Below are 24,743 nucleotides of genomic sequence, written 5' to 3'. Positions count from 1 at the left end.
CGTATCAAGTCGATGGGTTGGATCGTGAAGATTCTGTCGTTCAAGTCCGGGACAGGCGGGGCACTCGCCGCCATCGACGCAGCACGGCGCGAGCTGCTGTTCTCCTACGAGGCAGAGAAGGACAGTTTTCCAAAAAACACCTCGGCCACCGCCGACACCTTCATCGCGGGGGCGGAATGGTTCGGAGATCTGCCCGATGTCCTGGCGCAGAGCGGGACGGCCAAGACCGGGCTCGAATATGCCACGGCGGCGGGGGCGGGGTATTTCGGCGTCTCAAGCGATGCCGTCACGATCCGCAAGAAGGGCTTTTTCGGCCGGACTCTGGACTACTTCTCCTCCTCGCATGAGCGCGCCCATATCTGGACGGCTTATGGGCTGTCGCCCTTCCCGCAGGGTCAGCCCTGCTATGTGCTGGTCTGGGATGACGTGCTGGGCGATTTCTACGAGGTCGATGAGTCGCTCTCCATCCGCCATCTGGGCCGCGTGATGGACCGGCCTTGCAGCAGGCTGACCGCCGCCCATGCGCTGGCGGTGTCCGATGGGCAGGCCGGCAATCCCATGCGCAAGGGCGGTTTCGGCCGCATTCTGGCGGCGGCGTCCTGCGGCAATGCCGGGGCCGTCGATGCCAAGGGGCGGCGGCTGATCGCGCAGCTCATCTCCGCGGATGACGCGTCGGTGCCGATCGAGACGTGCTATCGCGGAATCGGCGCGCAGGACCCGCGGTTCCGAGATATGGCGGCCGGTCTGTCCGACGAAATCTTCGCGGCATTTGCCGGTTTTGCCCGCGCCAATCTGACGGCCGGTCATCCGCTGCTGATCGCGGGAGAGGGCGGGCTGCACGCAGGCTGGACGGCGCGGTGGCAGGACACCGGCCTGTTCCCGGACGTGTTCGTGCCACCCCCGGCGGGCGATGTCGGCTGCGCCATCGGGACGGCCATCGATGCGATGCGGCATTTCACCGGGCAGGCAAAGATCGGCTGGTCGGTCTATGCCGGTCAGCCCTTCCATGATGACGCGGCGGCGAATGCCGGGCTGAAGGGCAGCGAGATCGACCCGGATCAGATCGCGGCCGCGCTGGCTGCGGGCGACGTGATCGGCTGGGCCGCGGGAAATTGCGAGATCGGGCCGCGCGCGCTCGGCAACCGGTCGATCTTCGCGGCGCCCTTCGATGCCGCCATGCGCAGGCGGCTGAACGCCATGAAGGACCGGCCGGCCGACTCTCCGATCTCGCCTGTCTGTCTGGAGGAGGATGCGGCGTTGCATTTCGCGGGGCATCTGCCCTCGCCCCATATGCTGTATCGTCAGCACGTGACCGATGGTCGGTTGGCTGCGGTGAGCCATGCCGACGGCACGGCGCGGGTCCAGACCGTGTCGAAAAATCAGCATCCGATGCTTCACGCCCTGCTGCTGGCCTTCAAGAAGCGCAGCGGCGTCGGCGTGCTTTGCAACACATCGTTGAATTTTGCCGGCGCTGGCTTCATCAACAAGACCTCCGACCTGCACCATTTCGCAACCGCAGCACGGCTGGACGGCTTCGTCGCAGGGATCAGATATTACCGGATCTGATCGGCCGCGCGCGGTTGTTCCGGGGGACGGATCCGCGTCGTGGCGCGGCACAACCGGGCGGTGAATTTACGTCTGTATCGGTCGGCGCGGAGACGGATATTTCCTTTTGTTAGCGTTCTTTGCTACGATTGGACGTGGTTTTTGTAAGCGGTGATTCTTGATGAGTGACCACCGATCCAACGTCGATGTGCAGATGGGCACCGAGCGTAATTTCGGGCTTGTCTTTGCTGTCGTGTTCGCCCTGATCGCATTGCTGCCCCTGTTCGGCGGGCAGGCGCCGCGATCGGTGGTTCTTGCAATTGCAGCGATCTTTGCCGCGCTCGCCTTTATGGCGCCGCAGGTTTTGCGCACCCCGAACAGGCTGTGGTTTAAGCTGGGCATGTTGCTCGGCGCGATCGTGGCGCCCATCGTGATGGGGCTGATCTATCTTCTGGCCTTCGTGCCGATGGGGGTGATCCTGCGACTCATGGGCAAGGATCTGCTGGACCAGAACATGGAGCCGGACCGGGACAGCTACTGGATTGCACGCAACGAGCCACCCAAGCCGATGAAGTTGCAGTACTGACCGGCGCGTTCGCCGGAAGGAGTAAAGAGTGTCGCTTATTGCAGAAATGTTCAGCTTCCTGCGTGATCGCAAGAAGTTCTGGCTGTTCCCGATTGTCATCATCCTGGCGATTTTCGGCGCGCTGATCGTGCTGAGCCAAGGTTCGGCCGTCGCACCGTTCATCTACACGCTGTTCTGATCCGTGACCGCGATACTGGGCATTTCTGCACTGTATCACGACAGCGCGGCGGCGCTGCTCGTGGACGGAGAGATCGTCGCGGCCGCGCAGGAGGAGCGTTTCACCCGGCGCAAACACGACCCGCGCTTTCCGGCCAGGGCCATAGCCTATGTGCTGGAAGAGGCCGGGATCGGATTGGACGCGGTGGACCATGTGGTGTTCTACGACAAGCCGTTCCTGAAATTCGAGCGGCTGCTGGAAACCTATCTGGCCGTCGCGCCGCGCGGCTTCAATTCCTTCCGCATGGCGATGCCGGTCTGGCTGCGCGAGAAGCTGTTTCTGAAGGATCTGCTGAAGAAGGAGTTGCGGAAATTCGACCGTGGCTTTCAGGAGGCGCGGCTGATGTTCGCCGAACATCACATCAGCCATGCTGCAAGCGCGTTCTTTCCGTCCCCGTTCGAGGAGGCGGTGGTGCTGACCATCGACGGGGTCGGGGAATGGGCGACGACCACGGTGGGGATTGGCCGCGGACATGATCTGGAGATCAGGAAGGAACTGCATTTCCCGCACTCGCTGGGCCTGCTCTACTCCGCTTTCACCTATTATACCGGGTTCAAGGTCAATTCCGGCGAATACAAGGTCATGGGGCTGGCCCCCTACGGCACGCCGCGCTTCAAGGCGTTGATCCTCGACAAGGTGGTCGAGGTGAAAGAGGACGGCTCGTTCCGACTGAACCAGAAATATTTCAACTATGCCTCCGGCCTGACCATGACCAGCAAGGCGATGGAGGAGCTGTTCGGCGCGCCCGTCCGACAGCCCGAAAGCGAAGAGCTGACCCAGTTTCACATGGACATCGCGGCGTCGGTCCAGGCGGTGACGGAAGAGATCATGCTGCGGCTGACCCGTGCGTTGGCCCGCGAATACCAGATCGACTCGCTCTGCCTTGCAGGTGGTGTGGCGCTGAACTGTGTCGCGAATGGCAAGATCCTGCGCGACGGCGCGTTCAAGAATATCTGGATCCAGCCCGCGGCTGGCGATGCCGGCGGCGCGCTCGGGGCGGCGCAGGCGGCGTGGCATATGGAGTTGGGCCAGCCGCGCAAGATCAACGGCGCGGATTCGATGCGCGGTGGCTATCTGGGGCCCGGCTACAGCGATGACCAGATCGCCGAAGAACTGACCCGCGCGGGCGCGGTGTTCGAGCGGCTCGACGAGGCGGCGATGATCGACGCGACGGCGCAGGCGCTTGCTGGCGGCAAGGCGATAGGCTGGTTCCAGGGCCGGATGGAGTTCGGGCCGCGCGCGCTTGGAGGACGCTCGATCCTGGGCGATCCGCGCTCCGAGGTGATGCAGAAGCTGCTGAACCTGAAGGTGAAATACCGCGAAAGCTTCCGTCCCTTCGCGCCGTCCGTGCTGCGCGAGCATGTCGGTGACTGGTTCGAGCTGGACGGCGACAGTCCCTACATGCTGATCGTCGCGGATGTGCAGAAAGACATCCGCCGCGACATGACGGCGGCGGAGCAGGCGCTGTTCGGCATCGACAAGCTGAACGTCAAGCGTTCCGAGATCCCGGCGGTGACGCATGTGGATTACTCGGCGCGGGTCCAGACCGTTCATCGCGAGACCAATCCGAAATATCACGCGCTGATCTCGCGCTTCAACGAACTGACGGGCTGCCCGCTGGTGGTCAACACCTCGTTCAATGTGCGGGGCGAGCCGATCGTCTGCACTCCGGAAGATGCATTCCGCTGTTTCATGGGCACGGAGATCGAACTGCTCGTGGCCGGAAACCATGTGCTGCGCAAGGAAGCGCAGGATCCGGCGCTGCGGGAGAATTATGAAGAAAAATATGAGCTCGACTAAGGTCCGCGCCGCGCGGCAGGCCATCCTCAAGGGAGAGGCGACGTGACGAAATCGCGAGGACAGCGCAGGATCGCTGTCATTCTGTGCCTGATACCGGCGGCCTATTTCCTTCTGACGGCGGTTTATGCGCTGTTGAATTACGGCGATTTCGCATCCGATATGCCGCGGCTGATGCGCTATGTGATTGGGCCGCTCGCAATCGTCGCGATCCTTGCGCTCTGCGCTTTCGCGCTCTCGGCCGATACATCGCTGATGATCGGGATCACCGCCACCTCCATCCTGATCGGGCTGTTCGTGTTCGAGGGCTATATGCGGCTGCAATTGCTGCCGCAGCAGATCGGGCTGGCCGGGGTGGTCGATGACGATGTCGATCTAGGGCGGTTCGGCAACGCCATGCCTCCGGCCTATACGATCAAGTCGATGAATTTTCAGCTCAACACCGAGAGGCTCAGCGACGCGGTCCTGTCCGGCGTCCCGGACGAAGAGATCATGCTGTGCAGCCGGATGGGCGAACCGGTCGTCTCCCGCAGCGACGAAAACGGCTTTCGCAACCCGCTGCCCCTGCCGGAGGCGCCTGTCGACCTGATGGTGATCGGGGATTCCTTCGCCGAGGGGATCTGCTTGCCCGACGGCGCCCATTTCGTGGATCAGCTGCGCGAGGGGGATTTCTCTGTCATGAACACCGCTAGCCGCGGCTCCGGCCCGCTGTTCGAGTTGGCGGTTCTGGGGCGTTATGGTCCGATCTACCAGCCGGACACGACGCTGATGGCGTTTTTCGAGGGCAATGACTGGGAGAACCTGGCCAACGAGGCGGTGGTGCCCTGGATGGCCGAGGCGCTCGAACCCGGTGCGGATTTCGGCGCGGCCGAATGGACCGATCTGCGGCGCGGGCAGATTTCGGAGGTGATCAGCGACTGGTGGAGCGGATCGGCCGCCTCGATCAACGAATATCTGCGCCGGCGGTCCTTTCTGCGAAATCTGCTGGCGCTGCAGAACACGGCCAATATCCTCGGCCTGCACTACCCCAAGGCCATGGACGAAAATCCGGATTACGAGCGCGTGCTGCGACGCGGGCGGGAGATCGCGGGCGAATGGGGTGGCAAGCTGGTGGTGGTCTATATTCCGTCGCTGGACCGGTTTGGCGGGCTGTTTCCGCATGAATTCGTGCAGGATCCGCTGCGCGGCATGGTCCTCGGCGCGGCGGATCGCGCCGGGGTCGAGGTGATCGACCTGACCCCGGTCTTCCGCGAGGCGGAGGAGGCCGGATCGCTCTACGCGCCGGATTCGCATTTCAACGCGCGGGGCGCGACACTGGCGGCGGAGACGATCCTGAACCATCCCGCCATCCTGTCCGATTGACCGACCGCACCCCGCCGCGCATGCGCCGAGGTCGGGAGGCGGAAATGCACGGTAGGGAACATCCCGGTCTCCCCCACGTTCCGCTTTTGCCCGGTTGTCGGGCATGACCGGAGCATTGGCCATGGAAGCAAAATCGAAAGCCCAGCAGAAAGCAGCGGGCGCCGCATTATCCGCCAAGCGCGGAGAGACGAAGAAATCCGATCTCGTCGGCGCGTCGCTGGAGATGTATGAATCGATGACCGAGGCGGAGCTGGAAGAGATGGCCAGCACCAGCCACGAGGGCAAGCCCGAGCACAAAGACGACTGACCGGGCTTGACTGACCGGCGGCCTGCACGGCCCGGTTGACCGCGCTTGGAAACTCGGTTTCACGCGCAGCGCCTCATGCGATTGTCATTTTCTCCATCCCGCCGGATGGGTAGAACGCGGTCATGGACATCGTCGTCATCACGACCATCATCGCATCGCTGTTTCTGGTGATTGGTCTGGCAGAGCCCGTTGCCATTAGGCTGCGCCTGCCGTTCAGCGTCGTACTGGCGCTGATCGGCGTCATCATTGCGACGGGGGCCGGGTTCCTGCTGCGCACGGAGCTGACGGATGCGTTCAATCAGCAGGCGGCGGCGATCCTGACCTTCCCGATCCGGTCCAATGTCTTCCTGTATCTCTTCCTGCCGACGCTGATCTTTCAGGCCGTGATCGAGATGAACCTGCGCCGCATGGCGGATGACTGGGTGCCGATCCTGGTGCTGGCCGTGGTGGCGGTGCTGGTGGCGACATTCTTCGTCGGCACGGCGCTGAGCTGGACCGGCGGGGTGCCGGTTGCAGCGGCGTTCCTGATCGGCGCCATCGTCTCGACCACCGATCCCTCGGCCGTTGTCGCGATCTTCCGGTCGCTGGCCGCGCCGCGCCGGCTCGCCCGGATCATCGAGGGCGAGAGCCTGCTGAACGACGCCGCCGCGATTGCCCTGTTTTCGCTGTTCATGGGGCTGGTGATGGACGGCGTGCCCGACCCCACGGTCGGCCGGGCGCTGATGCAGTTGCCGGTGCTGATGCTGGGGGGCGCGATCGTCGGCTGGCTCGCCGCGCGGCTGGCGGTTGCGGTGATCGCGATGGTGGCGGAACATGAGCTGGCGGTGATCTCGATCTCCATCGCCTTGCCCTATCTGGCCTTCATCGCGGCCGAGCAGAGCGGTTTTGCCTCAGGCGTGATTGCCGTGGTCGTGTCGGCCATGACGCTGAATTTCCTCGGGCCGGGGCGCATGTCGCCCGAGATCTGGGCAAATCTGCGTCAGATCTGGTCCACGCTGGCGCATTGGGCCGGGGCGCTGATCTTCATTCTGGCCGCCCTGCTGATCCCGCGCCTGTTGGGGGATGCGGGGCTTTACGATCTGGCACTGATCGTCGTGGTGATCCTGGCCGCCTTTCTGGCCCGCGCCGTGATCCTTTGGGGGGTGCTGCCCGTGCTCAGCCTGCTGCGCCTGTCGCCGCCGGTGCAGCGCCCATACCGCGTGGCGATCCTGTGGGGCGGGTTGCGCGGCGCGGTGACGCTGGCCCTCGCTTTGGCTGTGACCGAGAGTTTCCGGGTGCCGCCCGACATCAAGCGGCAGGTCGGCATCCTCGCGACCGGATTTACGCTGTTCACGCTGTTCGTGCAGGGCACCACGCTGCGCCGGGTGATCTCGCGGCTGGGTCTCAGCAAGCTGTCGCCGCTGGATACGGCGCTGTCCAACCAGGTCATCGCGGTGGCGTTGCAGCAGGTGCGCGAGGATCTGGCGCAAACGGCAGAGACCTATCGCCTGACCCGCGAGACCGTTCGGTCCGAGGCCAAGCGCTTCGGGCGGCGGCTGGATGAGGCAGTCAGCAAGGCCGAGGAGTCCGAGGCGATCCTGGATCGCGACCGGGTCACGCTGGGGCTGATCGCGCTTGCCGGGTATGAGCGCGAACTGGTGCTGAAGGCGTTTCACGAGCGCGAGATCTCTGCGCGGAATTTCGAGACGGTTCTGGCCGAGGCGGACCGGGTCATGGAGGGCGCGCGCAGCGGCGGCCGCGTGGGCTATGCCCGCGCCGCCCGGCGCATTCTTCAGCCCGGGCTGCGTCTGCGCCTTGCGCTGATGCTGCATAACCGGCTGGGCCTGTCGCGCAGGCTGGAACAGTTGACCGCCGATCGGTTCGAGGTGCTGGTGTCGCTGCGCCAGATCATCACCGGTCTGCATGGTTTCATCGACCGGCGCATTCGCCGGATCCACGGCCGGCGGGTGTCCGATTTGCTGCACGACATGCTGGCCCGGCGGCTGGAGGAGGTGGAGCAGGCCCTGGAGGGGATGCGGCTTCAGTTCCCGGATTTCGCCGAGGATATCGAGCGGCGCATGATCCGCCGCACCGCGCTGCGACTGGAGGAGCGCGAATACGACGCCTTCTTCGAGGAAGGGCTGATCGGGGACGAGCTGTATCTGTCGCTAAACCAGGCCATCGATTCCCGTCGCAGCAACTCGGAATCGCGGCCGCATCTGGACATGGCGATACAGAAGCTGGAACTGGTCCGCCGCCTGCCCGCATTTGCCGGGCTGGATGACCGGACGCTGCGGCCGCTGTCGCGCGCGCTCGTGACCCGGTATGTCGCGCAGGGCCAGGTCATCCTGAGCAAGGATGCGCCGGAACGCGCGGTCTATTTCATCTCCTCCGGCGCGGTCGAGGGCGAGACGGCGGGCGTCAGGTTCCGCCTTGGACGCGGCGAGATGTTCGGCCAGATCCAGCTTCTGATGCGCAATCCGCTGCGGACAGAGCTGCGCGCCATCGCGCCGTCGACGCTGCTCAAGCTGGACGAGGCGCGGTTCCGCCGATTGCTGGCCCGCAGCCCGGCGCTGCGGCAGGTGGTGCGCGACAGCGCGATCAAGCGCGGCGTGGACCCGGACCGGCTGGAGACAGGGGGCTGAACTGGCTGTGGCGTCGGCATTGTCAAATTCTGCCAATGATTGCTTCAGCCGCGACATACCGGGAATCCCATTGGCAAGGCGCGGCCCCCCCTGTTTCATGGAACTGACTTGACCAAGGGGCAGACCATGACAGATCGCAGCTATTACGCACCGACCGGCGGGCTTCCGCCCCAGACCCAGCTTCTGACCGACCGCGCGACGTTCACCGAAGCCTACGCGGTGATCCCGAAAGGCACGTTCAGCGATATTGTCACCTCCTTCCTGCCATTCTGGGAGAATGCCCGTTTCTGGGTGATCGCCAGGCCCCTGTCCGGCTTCGCAGAGACGTTCTCGCAATATATCGGAGAGATCGCGCAGGGCGGCGGCAGTGACCGTCCCGAGACGGATCCCGCGGCGGAGGCCGTGCTGTTCGTGGTCGAGGGCTCGCTGACGTTGACGCTGGCCGGGCAGGATCACAGCCTCGCAGAAGGCGGCTACGCCTATATCCCGCCGGGCAGCGAGTGGCGGCTGCGCAACCGGGGCGACGCGACCGCGCGCTTTCACTGGTTCCGAAAGGCCTATCAGCGGGTCGAGGGGCTGGATGCGCCCGATCCGCTGATCCTGAACGAGCGCGACATTGCGCCGACGCCGATGCCGGAAACTAACGGGGCCTGGGCCACGACGCGCTTCGTCGATCCCGCGGATCTGCGCCACGACATGCATGTCACCATCGTCACCTTCCAGCCCGGCGGGGTGATCCCCTTTGCTGAAACCCATGTGATGGAGCACGGGCTCTACGTACTGGAGGGCAAGGCGGTCTATCGGCTGAACCAGGACTGGGTGGAGGTCGAGGCGGGCGATTTCATGTGGCTGCGCGCCTTCTGCCCGCAGGCCTGCTATGCCGGCGGACCGGGGCCGTTCCGCTATCTGCTTTACAAGGACGTGAACCGGCATATGCCGCTTCGGCCGGGAGTGTGATTCCGATTATATTCGGGAAAGACGAAGCAGTTTTGCCTTTGCGTAGATAATGCGGAAATGGCTGAGTTCCGACAATTTACGGATTTAATTAACAAATTACAGATTCCCCCCGGTCAGGGCGCGGTCGTGAATAAGCCGGGATTTCGCCCGCCGGACCGCTAAACTGGTCGGCATGCTCCGCCTCAGCCGCGACACGCGGTCACCTGACAGCGGAGCCCACGTGGAGGAGCGTGACGACCGGCGGGCATAGGGCCCGCCCAAGATCAATAAAACTACCAGATATTCAGCCAGGGAGTTTACATATGGCGACTGACATGACCGCCGATTCTGTCAATGAGGTCATCCCGCCCGCAAAGCTTTTCACGCTCGGCCTGCAGCATGTGCTGGTGATGTATGCCGGCGCGATTGCCGTGCCGCTGATCGTCGGCCGCGCGCTCGGGCTCGAACCCGAACAGGTGGCGTTCCTGATCTCGGCGGACCTGTTCGTCTGCGGGGTGGTCACGATCATCCAGTCCTACGGCATGACGCCCTATTTCGGGGTGAAGCTGCCGGTGATGATGGGCGTGACCTTCGCCTCGGTCGGGCCGATGGTGTCGATCGCACTTGCCAATCCGGGGGTCGAGGGGGCACGGTTGCTCTTCGGTGCGATCATGGCGGCCGGTTTGATCAGCATGATCATCGCACCGGCCGTGTCGCGGCTGGTGCGGTTCTTTCCGCCCGTCGTGACCGGCTCGATCATCCTTGTGATCGGGGTCAGCCTGATGAGGGTGGGCATCAACTGGATCTTCGGCAATCCGGTGGGTCCGACCGCGCCGCGCACCGTCAACCCGGAGTCGCAATCCTGGGTCGAAGCGGTGCAGGCGCTGCCTGGCGCGCCGGCCATGCCGGAGGGCTTCGCGCTGGCGCCGACGCTGGACAATCCCGCCTACGCCCCGGCCCAGAACTTCATCATCGCCGCCATCGTGCTGCTGACCATCATCCTGGTGATGAAATATGCGCGCGGCTTTCTGGCCAATATCGCGGTTCTGGCGGGGATTGTCGTGGGTGCGGTTGTCGTCGCGGTGCTGGGGCTGATGCATTTCGACCGCGTGGCCACCGCCCCGTGGTTCGAGGTGATCCTGCCCTTCCGCTTCGGCATGCCGCTGTTCGATCCGATCATGATCCTGACCATGACGCTGGTGATGATCGTGGTGATGATCGAATCGATGGGCATGTTCCTGGCCCTTGGCGAGATGTGCGGCAGGCGCCCGACGCCGGAGAAACTGGCCGCGGGGCTGCGCACCGATGGGCTGGGCACGTTCATCGGCGGCGCCTTCAACACCTTCCCCTATACGTCCTTCAGCCAGAATGTGGGGCTGGTCGGCGTGACCGGCGTGCGCTCCCGCTTTGTCTGCGTGATGGGCGGCGCGATCATGATCGTGCTCGGTCTGGTCCCGAAGATGGGCGCATTGGTCGAATCCCTGCCGACCGTGGTGCTGGGCGGTGCGGGGCTGGTGATGTTCGGCATGGTCGGCGCGACGGGCATTCGCATCCTCGGCGCGGTGGATTTCAAGGACAACCGGTCGAACGCGCTGATCGTCGCGATTTCGCTGGGGATGGGTATGATCCCGCTGGTCGCCCCGGACTTCAAGATGCACATCCCCCATGCGATCCACCCGCTGATCGATTCCGGGATCCTGCTGGCCTCGATGTCGGCCCTGCTGCTGAACATGCTGTTCAACGGGGCCGAGCCGATGTCCGATGAGGAGATGCGGCAGGCGGCGATGCAGTCTGACGGCGGCCACTGATCCACCCGCAAAGAGAGAAAACCGGCTGGCCCCGCTGCGTCATCACGCGGCGGGGCTTGCCCATTCTGCGCTTTCTTGCCACTTGAACTTCACAATTCCGGCGGGCAATTTTGCCCCCGACGAAAAAAAGCCGAAGAAGCGCAGGTGCGGATGAAGCCATCTGCCCCCGAACAGCGAGGAAAGCCGATATGGGATATGTTGAGAAATCCGGCCTGCAGGTCGCAGAGGAACTGGTGGATTTCACGGAGCAGCGGCTCCTGCCCGGAACCGGCATCGCGGCACAGTCCTTCTGGGCGGGGCTCTCGGATCTGGCGGACCGTTTCGCCGGACGCAACGAGGATGCGCTGAAGAAGCGCGAGGAGTTGCAGGAGGCGATTGACCGTTTCCATGTCGCCCATCGCAGCAATCCGGCCAATGCGGCGGAGTATCGTGCGTTTCTGGACCAGATCGGCTATCTGGTCGAGGAAGGGCCGGATTTCCAGATCGAGACCCAGAATGTCGACCCCGAAATTGCCCTGGTCTCCGGCCCGCAGCTTGTCGTGCCGGTGATGAATGCGCGCTTCGCGCTCAACGCCGCCAATGCCCGCTGGGGCAGCCTGTATGATGCGCTCTACGGCTCGGACGCGCTCGGCAGCCTGCCGGAGGGCAAGGGCTACGATCCGGCGCGGGGACAGCAGGTGATCGACTGGGCCAAGAATTTCCTCGACCAGTCGGTGCCGCTGGATGGGGCGAGCCATGCCGACGTCACCGGATATACCGTGACGGATGGCGCACTGGTTGCACAGACGGACAGGGGGCAGGCGCGCCTGGCCGATCCGGCCGCTTTCACGGGCTATATCGGTAATGCGGATGCGCCGGCTGGGATCGTTCTGGTCAATCACGGGCTGCACATCATCATCGACGTCGATCGCGACCATGCGATCGGCAAGACCGACAAGGCCGGGGTGGCCGATCTGCGCCTCGAATCGGCGCTCTCCGCGATCATGGATTGCGAGGATTCGGTCGCCGCGGTGGATGCGACGGACAAGGTGCTGGCCTATGGCAACTGGCTGGGGCTGATGGACGGCACGCTGGAGGAAAGCTTCGAGAAGGGCGGCAAGCAGATGACTCGCCGCCTGGCCGGTGACATCGATTACACGACCGCTGACGGGCAGGCCGCCACGCTGAAGGGTCGGGCGCTGATGTTCGTGCGCAATGTCGGGCATCTGATGACCAACCCCGCGGTGCTGCTGTCCGACGGCAAGGAGATCCCGGAGGGGTTGCTGGACGCGCTCTATACCGTGACCGCTGGGGTGCATGACCTTAAGGGCAAGCAGCTCAACTCTGAAAGCTCGGTCTATGTCGTGAAGCCGAAGATGCACGGCCCGGAAGAGGTCGCCCTGACCGACGAGATTTTCGGCGCGGTCGAAGACATTCTCGGCCTGCCGCGATACACCGTGAAGCTCGGCATCATGGATGAGGAGCGCCGCACCTCGGCCAATCTGAAGGAATGCATCCGTGCCGGGCGGCATCGCGTGGCCTTCGTCAATACCGGCTTCCTCGACCGGACCGGCGACGAGATCCACACCTCGATGGAAGCGGGTGTGATGAAGCGCAAGGCGCAGATGAAGGACGAGAACTGGCTATCGGCCTATGAGGATCGCAATGTCGATATTGCGCTTGCCTGCGGTTTCCAGGGCAAGGGCCAGATCGGCAAGGGCATGTGGGCCATGCCCGACCGCATGGAGGCGATGCTGGAGGCCAAGATCGGCCATCCGAAATCGGGCGCCAACTGCGCCTGGGTGCCGTCGCCGACCGCCGCGACCCTGCACGCCACCCATTACCATCAGGTCAGCGTCAAGGACCGGCAGGACCAGATCCTGGCACAAGTGCCCCGCCGCAGCCTGAGCGAGTTGCTGGAAATCCCGCTGGCGCCGTCGAATATCTATCCGGATGAGGAGATCGACGCGGAAATCCTGAACAATGCGCAGGGCATCCTGGGCTATGTCGTCCGCTGGGTCGATCAGGGCGTCGGCTGCTCCAAGGTGCCGGACATCAACGATGTCGGCCAGATGGAGGATCGCGCCACCTGCCGCATCAGCTCGCAAATGCTGGCCAACTGGCTGCATCACGGCGTCATCAGCGAGGACCGGGTCATGGAGGCAATGAAGAAGGCGGCCGCCATCGTGGACCGTCAGAACGCCGGCGATCCGAATTACCTGCCCATGGCCGAGGGCGCGGACTCGCTGGCCTTCCAGGCTGCGTGCGATCTGGTCTTCAAGGGGCGCGAGCAACCTTCGGGCTATACCGAGCCGCTGCTGCACAGCTATCGGCTGAAGTTCAAGGACAAGCACGGCGTCGCCTGAGTGGTGCCACGCGCTATCCCGAACGCCGCGCCGCCCTGGCGCGGCGTTTGGCTTTATGCGAAAGGCTTTGCCCGGCTTCAAATAAAGCCGTAGATTGCGGCCATGGCATATCTTGACAATATCCGCACCTTTGCACGGGTTTACGAGCTGGGCTCGATGTCCGCGGCGGCGCGGGATCTGCGGATTTCCGCGGCGGTGGCCTCGTCCCGGATTTCGCAGCTCGAGGAACATCTGGGCGTCAGGCTGTTCCAGCGGACGACGCGGATGCTGAACCCGACCGAGCAGGGGCAGATCTTCTACCCCGGTGCGCTTAAGATCCTTGAAGCGGTGGACGATGCCGAGGCCGAGATCAGCGATGTGACGGAGAACCCGCGCGGCACGCTTTATGTTGCGGCCCCGCTGGGTGTCGGGCAGCGTCTGATCGCGCCCGCCGTGCCGCAATTCCGCAAGTCCTATCCGCAGATCAACATCCGGCTGCGCCTGTCGGACCGGCGGCTGGACATCACCGCCGAGGGTCTGGATGCGGCCTTCTTCCTGGGACAGCCGGAGGATTCATCGCTGCGCATCCGCAAGATCGCGGACTGCCCGCGGATCCTGTGCGCCTCTCCGGATTACATCGCCCGGCGCGGCCAGCCCCGCAGCAGCGCCGATCTCGTGGCCGACCGCCATGACTGCCTGAACCTGCGCTTCCCCGGCGCGCCGGAATTCCAGTGGCCGCTGGAAACCCCTGACGGGATCAAGCGCATCCCCGTCGTCGGGCCGCTGGAATGCGACCATGGCGAGGTGCTCACCGGCTGGGCGCTGGCAGGTCTGGGCATCGTGCTCAAGCCGGTCTTCGAGGTGGTCGAGCATCTCAGGGCCAAGCGTCTGATCCCGGTCCTGCCGAAAGAGCCGCCGATTCCGGTTCAGATGGCGTGTCTTTACACCCACCGCAGGCGTCAGGATCCGAAGACGCGGCTGTTCATCGATTTCATGGTCAGCCACATCCAGCGTGCCGTCGAGGACGCCGCTTAGCTGCCGCGATAGGTGGAGTAGCCGTAGGGCGACAGAAGCAGCGGGACGTGATAATGGCTGTCCTCTGCCATGGTGAAGCGCAGCGGGATCACGTCCAGGAAATCGCGCGTCTTCAGATAGTCGCCCGCATGGAACACCATCTCGTAAGTGCCAAGGGCGAACTCGGCCTCGGGCAGGATCTGCTCATCGGTGCGGCCGTCATCATTGGTGGTCAGCGTCTTGAGCAGGCTGCGCCCGCCATCCTCGATCCGGTAAAGTTCGATCTTCAACCCTTCGGCGGGACGGCCCGACGCCGTATCCAGCACATGCGTTGTCAGATAGCCTGCCATGGTCTTTTCCCTCATCTGGTCCGGCACCAGTCTGGACGTATTTGCGCTTACCGCACAGATGAGAGCGACGATAAGCTTTTTCTGGAATAATGCGAAAGTGCGCGACGGCCTGCCGGGTTAGAAGCGGGTCAGCAGATCGGAGAAGTGAAGATGAATCGTTACCCTCGTGACATGCGCGGCTATGGTGCCAATCCCCCGGATCCGAAATGGCCCGGCGGAGCGAAACTCGCCGTGCAGTTCGTGCTGAATTACGAAGAAGGCGGCGAGAATTCGATCCTGCATGGCGACGCGGCCTCCGAGGCGTTTCTGTCGGATATTGCGGGCGCGGCGATGTGGCCGGGTCAACGCCACTGGAACATGGAATCGATCTATGAATACGGCGCGCGGGCCGGGTTCTGGCGGCTGCATCGCCTGTTTACCGGGGCGGGCATTCCGGTCACGATCTACGGCGTGGCCACAGCACTTGCGCGCAGCCCCGAACAGGTGGCGGCGATGAAGCAGGCGGGCTGGGAAATCGCCAGCCACGGCCTGAAATGGGTCGAACACAAGGATATGCCGGAGGCCGATGAGCGCGCCTCCATCACGGAGGCGATCCGGCTGCATACCGAGGTGGTCGGCACCCCGCCCGAGGGGTGGTATACCGGGCGTTGCAGTTGCAACACCGTGGCGCTGACCGCGCAGACCGGGCAGTTCGCCTATATCTCGGACACGTATGACGACGATCTGCCCTACTGGACCCGGATCGGCGGGCGCGACCAGTTGGTCATTCCCTATACGCTGGAAGCCAATGACATGCGCTTCGCGACCGCGCCCGGCTATATTACCGGGGAACAGTTCTTCCAGTATCTCAAGGACGCGTTCGACACGCTTTATGCAGAAGGCGAGGCCGGCGCGCCGAAGATGATGAGCGTCGGGCTGCATTGCCGGCTGATCGGCCGGCCCGGCAAGCTGGCCGGGCTGAAGCGTTTCATCGATTACATCCAGGGCTTCGACGGGGTCTGGACGCCGCGCCGGATCGACATCGCCCGGCATTGGGCCGAACATCACCCGCCCGAACGGTTCGATCGGCCCAGCGAGATGGAGCGCGAGGAATTCGTCACCCGCTATGGCGGTATCTTCGAGCATTCCTCCTGGATCGCGGAGCGGGCCTGGGGGCTGGAGCTTGGCCCCGCCCATGATAGCGCGGCGGGGCTGCACAACGCGCTGTGCCGCGTCTTCCGGTCAGCATCGGAGGAGGAACGGCTGGGGGTGCTGACCGCGCACCCGGATCTGGCGGGCAAGCTGGCGCTGGCGAAACGGCTGACGGCGGAATCGACGGCCGAGCAGGCCAGTGCCGGGCTGGATGCGCTGACCGACGAGGAGCGGGCCGAGTTCACCCGGCTGAACGATGAATATGTCGAGAAGCACGGCTTCCCCTTCATCATCGCCGTGCGAGATCACGACAAGGCGGGGATCCTCGATGCGTTCAAGCGCCGCGTTGCGCATGACCGCGCCACAGAGTTCGCAGATGCCTGCCGCCAGGTCGAACGCATTGCCGAGTTGCGCCTGAAGGAGATCCTGCCATGACCAGCACGATCACTGCCCAAGACCTGACGCCAGAGGCCTTCGCGCCCTTCGGAGAGGTGCTGGATGCCAGCGGCACGGCCGAGAAGTTCATCAATCAGGGCCGCTGCGCCCGTCATCACGACCGCGCCAAGCTGGATTTCACGGACGGTCAGGCGGGCATCAGCCTGTTCAAGTCCGAACTGGCCGAGATGCCCTATCGCCTTGAACTGCTGGAGCGGCATCCGCTCGGCTCTCAGGCCTTCATCCCGATGTCGCAAAGCCGTTTCCTGGTCACGGTCGCCCCCGATGCGGGCGGGGTGCCCGGAGCGGTGCAGGCCTTCATCGCCCGCGCCGGACAGGGGGTGAACCTGCACCGCAATGTCTGGCACGGCGTGCTGTGCCCGCTGGACGGTGCCGGGCTCTATGCCGTGGTCGATCGGATCGGTGCGGGCAGCAACCTCGAAGAGCACTGGTTCGACGCGCCCATGACTGTGACCGACTGACCATCAGCATCGTTAGACGTCGCAAGCGGTGGGGGCTGCGCAAGCTGAACCGCAAACGTCAGTAGTGATGCAGCACGAGCGGCCGCCCTTCATGCTGCGTCACCGCGACCGGTGTGTCGTATAGCATACTCAGCGTGCCATCCTTCAGCACATCGCGCGGCGCGCCCTCGGCCACGATCCGGCCCTGCTTCATCGCCACGATGTGATCCGCCCATGCGGCGGCGTAATTCACCTCGTGCACGACCACCAGAACGCTCTTGCCAGCCCGGCGCACCAGATCGCTCAGCCGCGCCATCAGGCCGCGGGCATGGGACATGTCCAGATTGTTCAGCGGCTCGTCCAGCAAAAGCCAGTCCGTGTCCTGCGCGAAGGTCATCGCCAGATAGGCGCGCTGCGCCTGCCCGCCCGAGACCTCGTCCAGGAACCGGTCGGCAAGCGGCGACAGGCCGAAGACCTGCAAGGCGGTCTCGACGGCGGCTCGGTCGATGTCGCGCGGCCTGCCGTGATGATGCGGCCAGCGTCCGAATCCCACCAGCTCCGACAGGCGCAGGCGGCTGGAAATCGCGGTCTGCTGGCCCAGTACCGCCATGCGCCGGGCCAGGGTGGCGCTCGGCGTTTGCGCCACATCCAGCCCGTCGATCTCGATCCGGCCGCGCTGCACGGATTCCAGCCGGCCGATCAGGCGCAGCAGCGTGGACTTGCCTGCGCCGTTCGGGCCGATCAGCGCGGTCAGATGCCCGCGCGGGATCTCGGCGCTGATGTCGCTCAGGATCCGCGTGCTGCCGATGTCGTGACACACCCCATCCAGCTCGATCATCGGATACGCCCTTTCAGCAGCAGGAACAGAAAGAAGAGACCGCCCGCAAATTCGATCACGACGCCCATCGCGGTTTGCTGCCCCAGAATCCGCTCGAAGATCATCTGCCCAAGCACCAGGATATTCGCCGCGATCAGCGCCGCCACCGGCAGCAGCACGGCATGACGATAGCTGCGCGCCAGCCCATGCGCGATGCCTGCGACGATCAGCCCGAAAAACGCGGCCGGACCAAACAGCGACATCGGGCCGACAAGCGCGGTAGAGACCGACACCAGCACCGCCACCAGGCCAAGCGTGGCGATGACCAGGCGCCGAAACCGCAGGCCGAGATTGATCGCGCCGTCCCGGCCAAGCGCCAGCACGTCCAGCCGGGGCGCCATCACCATCGCCAGGGCGACGCAGATCGCGCAGAGCGTCGCCGCCAGCGGCAGAAGCGAGGCATCGGTGCGCGCGAAGTTCACCACCGTTGCGGCTTGCACGACGGCAAATTCATTCGGGTCGATGAGCCGGCTCAGCAGATCTCTCGCAGAGCGGAACATCACCCCGAAAATGATCCCGGTGAGGATGGTGCGGCCAATATCGCGGCTGCCCCGGCCCAGGAGCGTGCCGAACAACACGGTGGCCAGCAGGCACATGATGCCGACCTCGGCCAGGAATTTCGGCAGGGAGGCGATGCCGGCGAACCCCGCCGCGCCGAGGCTGGCGACCATCGCGGTCTGCAGCAACGCATAAAGCGAGTCGAACCCCATGATCGACGGCGTCAGCACCCGGTTGCCCGCCACCGTCTGGAACAGGATGGTGGATACGCCCACCGCCGCCGCCACGGTCATCATCCCGCCCAGCTTGATCGCGCGCAGCGCCAGGATGAATCCGCGATTGCCCTCGCCCAACCCCTGAAACAGCCACAGCGCGGAGGAGACCAGCAACAGCGCGGCAAGCGGGGCCACGATCCCCGCCGCGCCGCGGCGGGCCGGGGCAAATGGCGCTGCCATCTCAGCCATGGGCCGGCCGACGATACAGCAGGTACAGGAAGATGCCCGACCCGACAAAGCCCATCACCGTGCCGACCGGGATCTCGAACGGGTGGCGCATCAGCCGTCCCAGCAGATCGCATCCTAGCAGAAGCGCCGCACCGGCCGCAGCCACCATGGGCAGCGCGCGGCGCAGATTGTCGCCCATGATCCGCGACACGATATTGGGCACGATGAGACCCAGGAACGGGATCATGCCGACCGTCGTCACGACCATCGCCGAAACCAGCGCCACGACCGCCAGCCCGAACCGCATCACGGATGTCGCGCTCAGCCCCAGACCCGTCGCGACTCCGTCACCCAGGGCCAGGATCGCGAAACGATCCGCGGCCAGCCAGGCCAGCCCTGCCGCCGCCGCCGCGATCCACAGCATCTCATAGCGCCCGGCGATCACGCCGGAGAACTCGCCGACCATCAGCCAGGTGGTGATGTACTGCATCAGATCCGCCTGCCAGGCGATATAGACCACGACAGAACCGATCACCCCCGACAGCACGATCCCGGTGATCGGAACCAGCATGATCTCTCGCGGGGGCAGGCGTCGGATCAGCGCCACGAACAGCGCCGTGCCCAGCATGGCCGACAGGCTGGAGACGAGGATCTTGCCCCATATCGGCATCGCCGGGGCAAAGAGCGTCACCACAAGCAGGCCGAGCGCCGCGCTCTCCGCCGTGCCGACGGTGTCGGGGCCCACGAAGCGGTTGCGCACGATGGCCTGCAACAGCATCCCCGCAACCGAAAGCGCCGCGCCCGTCAGCAGCACCGCGAGCGTGCGCGGCAGGCGCGATTCCATCAGCACCAGCATGGCGCGCGGATCGCTCAGCGCGGCGAAGATATCGACACTGGCTGCCCCGGTCATCAGGCTGGCCAGCGTCAGCGGCGCAAGCGCCGCCAGCGTCATGCCGAGCGGCCTGTTCACGCGCCGAATGCTTCGGTCAGCGCGTCGATCACGGTCACAAGCGAGCTGTATCCGCCCCCGCCGATATACAGCTCGGCCGCCGGCAGATAGACCACCTGGTCATTCTGCCAGGCCGTGGTCCCCTCGATCAGCGGCGATGCGAGGGTTTGTGCCGCGCTCTGCCCGTCCTCGCCAATGGCCGCGCCGCGGTCCAGCACGAACAGCCAGTCGGGATCGGCCTCCGCAATCGCTTCATGGGTCAGCACATTGCCGTGGTTTTCAGTCGCTGCCAGCTCGGGGATAGCCGGGGGCATCTTCGTCACATCGTGCAGCCAGCCGAATCGCGAGCCTGGACCATAGGCGGCCATCTTGGTGCCATTGGTCATCAGGATCAGCGCAGTGCCGCTGTCGGCGGCGGCATCGCCCAATGCCGCGATCTTGTCATCCAGCGTCGCGGTCAGCGCCTCTGCCTGCTGCTGCCTGTCGAAAATGGTCCCGAACGCCGCGATCCGGGCCTTGGCATCTTCCAGCAGTTCACTGCCGATGGTCATGTCGATCGCCGGTGCGAGCTGCGACACCGCATTCAGCGCGGGCGCGGAGCGCGCGCCCACCACGACCAGATCGGGGCCAATACCGGCCAGCTTCTCCAGATCTGGCTCGAACAGCGTGCCGACGGTCTCCGCCCCATCGGCAGAAAGAGAGGGGATATAGAGATTGTCCGGTACACCGGCCAGTTCGACCCCCAGCGATTGCAGCGTGTCGATGGCCGCCACATCGTAGGCCACGACGATCTCGGGCGAGGCAGGGACGGTCGCCTCGCCCTGCGCGGTGGCGATGGTGACATCCTGAGCCCCGGCGGCGGTCGCAAGGCTGGCTGCGGCAAGAACGAGAGCGGAGATCCGGCGCATGAACTGATCCTTTCGCGAGATGCGTGTGGCTGTTCGCTGGCTGCACGCGACGCGCCGTGTCTAGTCGGCTGCCGAAGCAGGGTCCAGTGCCCGAGTAAAATTCTCTGTTAATCGGCGGCTGACTGACGGGGACCCCGCGCCGATCAGGAAACCCTGCGGGGCGAACTGACATTCCGCAATTCGGCGGCAGACCCGACGGCGATCGCGGCGATCCTGCATGGGAATTTGCGGTGCGCGTCCGGGGAGTTGCGCCGATCCGCGGATTTCCGGGCTTTTTGGGGTTGATCCCGGGACGAAAAGAGAACGCAATGGAGAAAAGCGATCCAACAGGAGCACCGAGTATGAAACGCTTTACCAAACTGGCCGCCGCAGCCGTGTTCGGGCTGATGGGCAGCGCAGTCAGCGCACAGCAGATTGTCGTGTCGTCGAAGATCGACACTGAGGGCGGGCTGTTGGGCAACATGATCTATCAGGCGCTGGAAAATGCCGGGCTGCCGGTCCAGAACAAGCTGCAACTCGGCGGCACGCCGATCCTGCGCGACGCGCTGACCTCCGGCCAGATCGACATCTACCCGGAATACACCGGCAATGCCGCCTTCTTCCATAACGAAGCGGACAGCGAGATCTGGAAGAACGCCGAGGAAGGCTATGCCCGCGCGGCAGAGCTGGATGCGGAGGACGGGATCGTCTGGCTTCAGCCCTCGCCCGCGAACAACACCTGGGCCATCGCGCTGCGTCAGGATCTTGCGGAGGAAAACGATCTGGCCAACATGTCGGATTTCGGCGCTTACGTGGCCGGGGGCGGGGATGTGAAGCTGGCCGCCTCCACCGAATTCGTGACCTCTCCTGCCGCCTTGCCGGCATTTCAGGAGACCTACGGGTTCGAGCTGAGCCCGGATCAGCTCGTGCAGCTTTCCGGCGGCGATACCGCCGCGACCATCGCGGCGGCCGCCCAGCAGACATCGGGCGTGAATGCGGCGATGGTCTATGGCACTGACGGCGGCATTGCGCCGGCCGGGCTGGTGGTGATGGAGGACGACAAGGAAGTCGAGCCGGTCTACCAGCCGACCCCGCTGGTGCGCGAGGAGATCCTCGACGCGCATCCGCAGATCGCCGAAGTGCTGAACCCGATCTTCGAGGGGCTGACGCTGGAAGTCCTGCAGGAGCTGAATGGTCGCATCCAGATTGGCGGCGAGCCGGCCGAGGCGGTCGCGACCGACTACCTGACGCAGCAGGGCGTGCTGCAGTAACGCCCCGGCAGCCGGCGCCCGGCGCGCCGCTGCCTGCTGCGCTCCGACGAGGCCGAGATGACCGAGATCCCGATCACCGCCGACAGCCCGACCGGAGTGGCGATCAGCAGAACGGGCCTGCTTTTCGCGGGGCTGGGGCTGGTGGCACTTGCGCTGCCGCTGGTCCAGTTCAAGCCCAACCGGATCGTTTTGGGCGAGGGGATTTCGCTGACCGCGGCGCTTGGCCCGCCGGGCTGGGTGGTGCTGCTGGGTCTTGCCGTCGCGCTGCTGATCGGGGTCACGGACCGGGCGTCATTGCCCATTCGGCTGGCCATCGGCGTCGCGGGCGTCGCGGCTGCCTTCCTGATCCTCGGCGCGGCGGTGCGCAACCTGACCCCGCCCGACAACAACCTCGCGCGGGTCTCGCCCGCCGCCGGGTTCTGGCTGCTGTTGCTGGCATTCGCGCTGATGATGGCGGACGCGCTGTCGCGGATGCGCCTGTCGCTGCGCCTGCGCTGGCTCATGCTGGCGGCGGTCCTTGCGATGCTGGCGGCGATCCTGTGGTCGGGCTGGCTCGATGGCGTCTCGGTGATGCGGGAATACGCGGCCCGGCAGGATCTGTTTCACCGCGAATCGCTGCGGCACCTGATCCTGGCCTTCGGCTCGCTCGGGGCGGCGATCCTGGTGGGGCTGCCGCTGGGTATCCTGATCTACCAGGTGCCGCGGCTGAAACGCGCGGTGCTGGGGGTGCTGAACATCCTGCAGACCATCCCGTCACTGGCGATGTTCGGCCTGATGATCCCGCTATTCGGCTGGGTCGCCGCAACCGTGCCCGGCGCGGCGTCGATCGGCGTGGCCGGGATTGGTATCTTTCCGGCGCTCGTCGCGCTCTTCCTCTATTCGCTGCTTCCGGTGGTCTCGAACACGGTGGTCGGGCTGAACGGCGTGTCGCCAGCCACGAAAGAGGCCGCCTACGGGCTTGGCATGACGGACGCGCAGGTTCTGGGGCAGGTGCTGATCCCGCTGGCGCTGCCGGTGCTTCTGGCCGCGGTGCGCATCGTCCTGGTGCAGAATATCGGCCTTGCGGTCATTGCCGGGCTGATCGGCGGGGGGGGCTATGGCACTTTCGTGTTTCAGGGATTGAACCAGACCGCGATGGATCTTGTTCTTCTGGGCGCACTGCCGACCATCGCCCTGGCCCTGACCGCCGGGATCGCGCTGGATCTGCTGGTAGAGGCGCTCGACCACCGCAAGCGCAGGAGAGACGCGCCATGATCGAGATCCAGAACCTCACCAAGATTTACGGCGACACCACCGTGGTCGACCAGGTCAGCATGACCGTCGAGACCGGACAGATAGCGGCGCTTGTGGGCACATCCGGGTCGGGCAAGACGACGTTGTTGCGGATGATCAACCGCCTGGTCGAGCCGTCATCCGGCAAGGTGCTGATCGACGGCGAAGACACGTCACGTATTCCTGCCCACGCCCTGCGGCGTCGCATCGGCTATGCGATCCAGGGCCACGGACTTTTTCCGCACCGGAGCGTCGCGCAGAACATCGCAACCGTGCCGGCGCTGCTGAAATGGTCCGAGGCGGATATCCGGGCGCGCGTCGACGAGCTGCTGGAACTGTTCCAGATGAGCCCCGCGCAATTCCGCGACCGGATGCCTTACGAGCTGTCCGGCGGTCAGCAACAGCGCGTGGGCGTGGCCCGCGCCCTTGCCGCGCGGCCGGAACTGCTGCTGATGGACGAACCCTTCGGCGCGCTCGACCCGGTGATCCGCGCAAAGGCGCAGCAGGATCTGCGCGACATCCAGCGTCGGCTTGGCACGACGCTGGTGATCGTGACCCACGACATGGAGGAGGCTGTGGCCCTTGGCGACCGGATCGCGGTGATGGACAAGGGCGAATTGCTGCAATACGGCCCACCCAGCGAGGTGCTGACCCAGCCGGCCGCCCCCTTCGTGCGGGAGCTGATCGGCGAGGGGGAGCGTCCGTTCCGGCTGCTGTCGCTGACCCGCGTGGGCGACATCGCCAAGACCGGCGAGGCCGGGGGCGAGACGATCCCGGCGGGTGCGAGCCTGCGTGACGCGCTGGCGGAATGCCTGTGGTCGGGGCGCTCTGCCCTGCCGGTGGAAGGCGGCGGCGTGGTGACGCTGGACCAGCTCGAGTCCCGCGCCGCGCAAGCGTCTGTCGCGTGATGGCGCGACTGCTCCTCGCGGCGGCGGCGCTGTTTCTCGTGCTGTTCCTGGCCAGCCCCGAAAGCTTCGCCGGGCTGTTCCGGCCGTTCGTGACCAACAACGCCCCGGCGATCTATACCCAGACCGGGCTGCTCAGCCTGACCCTGTCGCATCTGGGTCTGGTGGGCGTGGCGGTGCTGGCCTCGACGGTCGTGGCGGTGGGGCTGGGGATCCTTGTCACCCGACCGGCGGGGCGCGAATTCCTGCCGCTGGCGCGGACGGTCACATCGATCGGGCAGACCTTTCCGCCCGTCGCGGTGCTGGCGCTCGCCGTGCCGATCCTTGGCTTCGGGGCATGGCCGACGCTGGTGGCGCTGTTTCTGTACGGGTTGCTGCCGATTTTCGAGAACACGCTGACCGGGCTGACCAATCTGCCGCCAGAGGTATCGGAAGCCGCGCGGGGCATGGGGCTGACCCGGCGCCAGCGGCTTGTGCAGGTCGAGCTGCCGCTGGCCATGCCGCTGATCCTGGCCGGGATCCGGCTGTCGGCGGTAATCTCGCTCGCCACGGCGACAATCGGGTCGACCGTTGCGGCCAAGACCCTGGGCGAGGTCATCATTGCCGGGCTTCTGTCGTCGAACACGGCCTATGTCGTGCAGGGCGGTCTGGTGGTGGGGTTGCTGGCAATCCTGATCTACGAGGCGTTTCAGGCGCTGGAAACCCGCACCGCGCGACGGATCGGGCTGGCGCGGCGATGACACG

22 protein-coding genes are annotated in these 24,743 nt (G+C 65.1%); 17 read left to right on the top strand and 5 right to left on the bottom strand.

All coding sequences use genetic code 11. The features are described from left to right. Nucleotides 1-24: 24 nt before the first annotated feature. From BLT73_RS02020 to BLT73_RS01970, 11 genes are all read left to right on the top strand, one after another. Nucleotides 25-1,566 carry a carbamoyltransferase C-terminal domain-containing protein gene (locus BLT73_RS02020; protein WP_176804846.1) on the top strand — a complete coding sequence of 514 codons (1,542 nt, stop codon included), beginning with the start codon at nt 25-27 and terminating at the stop codon, nt 1,564-1,566. A gap of 160 nt (nt 1,567-1,726) precedes the next feature. Further along, on the top strand, nt 1,727-2,131 hold the full coding sequence (locus BLT73_RS02015) for an SxtJ family membrane protein (protein WP_090520384.1): 405 nt from the start codon (nt 1,727-1,729) through the stop codon (nt 2,129-2,131). A gap of 28 nt (nt 2,132-2,159) precedes the next feature. After that, nucleotides 2,160-2,309 (top strand): DUF5989 family protein, encoded by a 150-nt coding sequence (locus BLT73_RS17200; protein ID WP_090520382.1) that lies wholly within the window; start codon nt 2,160-2,162, stop codon nt 2,307-2,309. 3 nt (nt 2,310-2,312) lie between these two features. Further along, nucleotides 2,313-4,148 (top strand): carbamoyltransferase family protein, encoded by a 1,836-nt coding sequence (locus BLT73_RS02005; protein WP_090520380.1) that lies wholly within the window; start codon nt 2,313-2,315, stop codon nt 4,146-4,148. 42 nt (nt 4,149-4,190) lie between these two features. Next, the gene (locus BLT73_RS02000; RefSeq protein WP_090520378.1) at nt 4,191-5,507 is read left to right on the top strand and encodes an alginate O-acetyltransferase AlgX-related protein; all 1,317 of its coding nucleotides are present in this window, start codon (nt 4,191-4,193) and stop codon (nt 5,505-5,507) included. Between the two features lie 121 nt (nt 5,508-5,628). Beyond that, on the top strand, nt 5,629-5,814 hold the full coding sequence (locus tag BLT73_RS01995) for a DUF3008 family protein (protein ID WP_090520376.1): 186 nt from the start codon (nt 5,629-5,631) through the stop codon (nt 5,812-5,814). 122 nt (nt 5,815-5,936) lie between these two features. Continuing rightward, nucleotides 5,937-8,438 (top strand): cation:proton antiporter, encoded by a 2,502-nt coding sequence (locus BLT73_RS01990; protein WP_090520374.1) that lies wholly within the window; start codon nt 5,937-5,939, stop codon nt 8,436-8,438. Nucleotides 8,439-8,564: 126 nt separating this feature from the next. Then, entirely contained in the window at nt 8,565-9,395 is an 831-nt protein-coding gene (locus BLT73_RS01985; RefSeq protein ID WP_090520936.1) for a bifunctional allantoicase/(S)-ureidoglycine aminohydrolase, read from the top strand. A 314-nt stretch (nt 9,396-9,709) separates the two neighbouring features. Beyond that, nucleotides 9,710-11,182: a nucleobase:cation symporter-2 family protein gene (locus BLT73_RS01980; protein WP_090520373.1), complete on the top strand. Its 1,473-nt coding sequence runs from the start codon at nt 9,710-9,712 to the stop codon at nt 11,180-11,182. A gap of 188 nt (nt 11,183-11,370) precedes the next feature. After that, complete coding sequence (locus BLT73_RS01975; RefSeq protein WP_090520372.1) at nt 11,371-13,527, top strand: malate synthase G; 2,157 nt, start codon at nt 11,371-11,373, stop codon at nt 13,525-13,527. A gap of 102 nt (nt 13,528-13,629) precedes the next feature. Next, nucleotides 13,630-14,541: a LysR family transcriptional regulator gene (locus BLT73_RS01970; protein ID WP_090520370.1), complete on the top strand. Its 912-nt coding sequence runs from the start codon at nt 13,630-13,632 to the stop codon at nt 14,539-14,541. On the opposite strand, the gene uraH is transcribed toward BLT73_RS01970, so the two are convergent. Further along, complete coding sequence (gene uraH, locus BLT73_RS01965; protein WP_090520369.1) at nt 14,538-14,870, bottom strand: hydroxyisourate hydrolase; 333 nt, start codon at nt 14,868-14,870, stop codon at nt 14,538-14,540. The two genes, BLT73_RS01970 and uraH, sit on opposite strands and share 4 nt — an antisense overlap. Before the next feature lie 150 nt (nt 14,871-15,020). Between uraH and puuE the strand changes: the two genes are divergently transcribed. Beyond that, complete coding sequence (puuE, locus tag BLT73_RS01960) at nt 15,021-16,436, top strand: allantoinase PuuE (RefSeq protein WP_090520367.1); 1,416 nt, start codon at nt 15,021-15,023, stop codon at nt 16,434-16,436. Continuing rightward, the gene (locus BLT73_RS01955; RefSeq protein ID WP_090520365.1) at nt 16,433-16,918 is read left to right on the top strand and encodes an ureidoglycolate lyase; all 486 of its coding nucleotides are present in this window, start codon (nt 16,433-16,435) and stop codon (nt 16,916-16,918) included. Before puuE ends, BLT73_RS01955 begins: the two co-directional genes overlap by 4 nt. Before the next feature lie 58 nt (nt 16,919-16,976). Here the strand turns inward: BLT73_RS01955 and BLT73_RS01950 are convergent, their stop codons facing one another. From BLT73_RS01950 to BLT73_RS01935, 4 genes are read right to left on the bottom strand one after another with little or no spacing between them, the layout of a single operon-like run. Beyond that, entirely contained in the window at nt 16,977-17,735 is a 759-nt protein-coding gene (locus tag BLT73_RS01950) for an iron ABC transporter ATP-binding protein (RefSeq protein ID WP_090520363.1), read from the bottom strand. Next, nucleotides 17,732-18,736 (bottom strand): iron chelate uptake ABC transporter family permease subunit, encoded by a 1,005-nt coding sequence (locus BLT73_RS01945; RefSeq protein WP_245726911.1) that lies wholly within the window; start codon nt 18,734-18,736, stop codon nt 17,732-17,734. The genes BLT73_RS01950 and BLT73_RS01945 overlap by 4 nt, the downstream gene beginning before the upstream one ends. After that, nucleotides 18,729-19,667 carry an ABC transporter permease gene (locus tag BLT73_RS01940; protein WP_090520360.1) on the bottom strand — a complete coding sequence of 313 codons (939 nt, stop codon included), beginning with the start codon at nt 19,665-19,667 and terminating at the stop codon, nt 18,729-18,731. The genes BLT73_RS01945 and BLT73_RS01940 overlap by 8 nt, the downstream gene beginning before the upstream one ends. Nucleotides 19,668-19,681: 14 nt before the next feature. Next, a complete protein-coding gene (locus BLT73_RS01935) occupies nt 19,682-20,572 on the bottom strand; it encodes a siderophore ABC transporter substrate-binding protein (RefSeq protein WP_090520358.1) in 891 nt (296 codons plus the stop codon). A gap of 341 nt (nt 20,573-20,913) precedes the next feature. Between BLT73_RS01935 and osmF the strand changes: the two genes are divergently transcribed. Genes osmF through BLT73_RS01915 form a run of 4 tightly spaced genes read left to right on the top strand, consistent with a single transcriptional unit; the run spans nt 20,914 to nt 24,739 of the window. Then, complete coding sequence (gene osmF / locus BLT73_RS01930; RefSeq protein ID WP_090520356.1) at nt 20,914-21,822, top strand: glycine betaine ABC transporter substrate-binding protein OsmF; 909 nt, start codon at nt 20,914-20,916, stop codon at nt 21,820-21,822. A 57-nt stretch (nt 21,823-21,879) separates the two neighbouring features. Then, the gene (locus BLT73_RS01925; protein WP_090520354.1) at nt 21,880-23,076 is read left to right on the top strand and encodes an ABC transporter permease; all 1,197 of its coding nucleotides are present in this window, start codon (nt 21,880-21,882) and stop codon (nt 23,074-23,076) included. Beyond that, nucleotides 23,073-24,002 (top strand): ABC transporter ATP-binding protein, encoded by a 930-nt coding sequence (locus BLT73_RS01920; RefSeq protein ID WP_090520352.1) that lies wholly within the window; start codon nt 23,073-23,075, stop codon nt 24,000-24,002. The genes BLT73_RS01925 and BLT73_RS01920 overlap by 4 nt, the downstream gene beginning before the upstream one ends. After that, entirely contained in the window at nt 24,002-24,739 is a 738-nt protein-coding gene (locus BLT73_RS01915; protein ID WP_090520350.1) for an ABC transporter permease, read from the top strand. Before BLT73_RS01920 ends, BLT73_RS01915 begins: the two co-directional genes overlap by 1 nt. The last annotated feature ends 4 nt before the right edge of the window (nt 24,740-24,743 follow it).

Origin of the sequence: Paracoccus isoporae (assembly GCF_900101865.1) — a bacterium.
Taxonomy (GTDB): Bacteria; Pseudomonadota; Alphaproteobacteria; order Rhodobacterales; family Rhodobacteraceae; genus Paracoccus; species Paracoccus isoporae.
The sequence above is the reverse complement of the archived record's forward strand: the minus strand, read 5'-3'. Positions and strand labels throughout refer to the sequence as shown.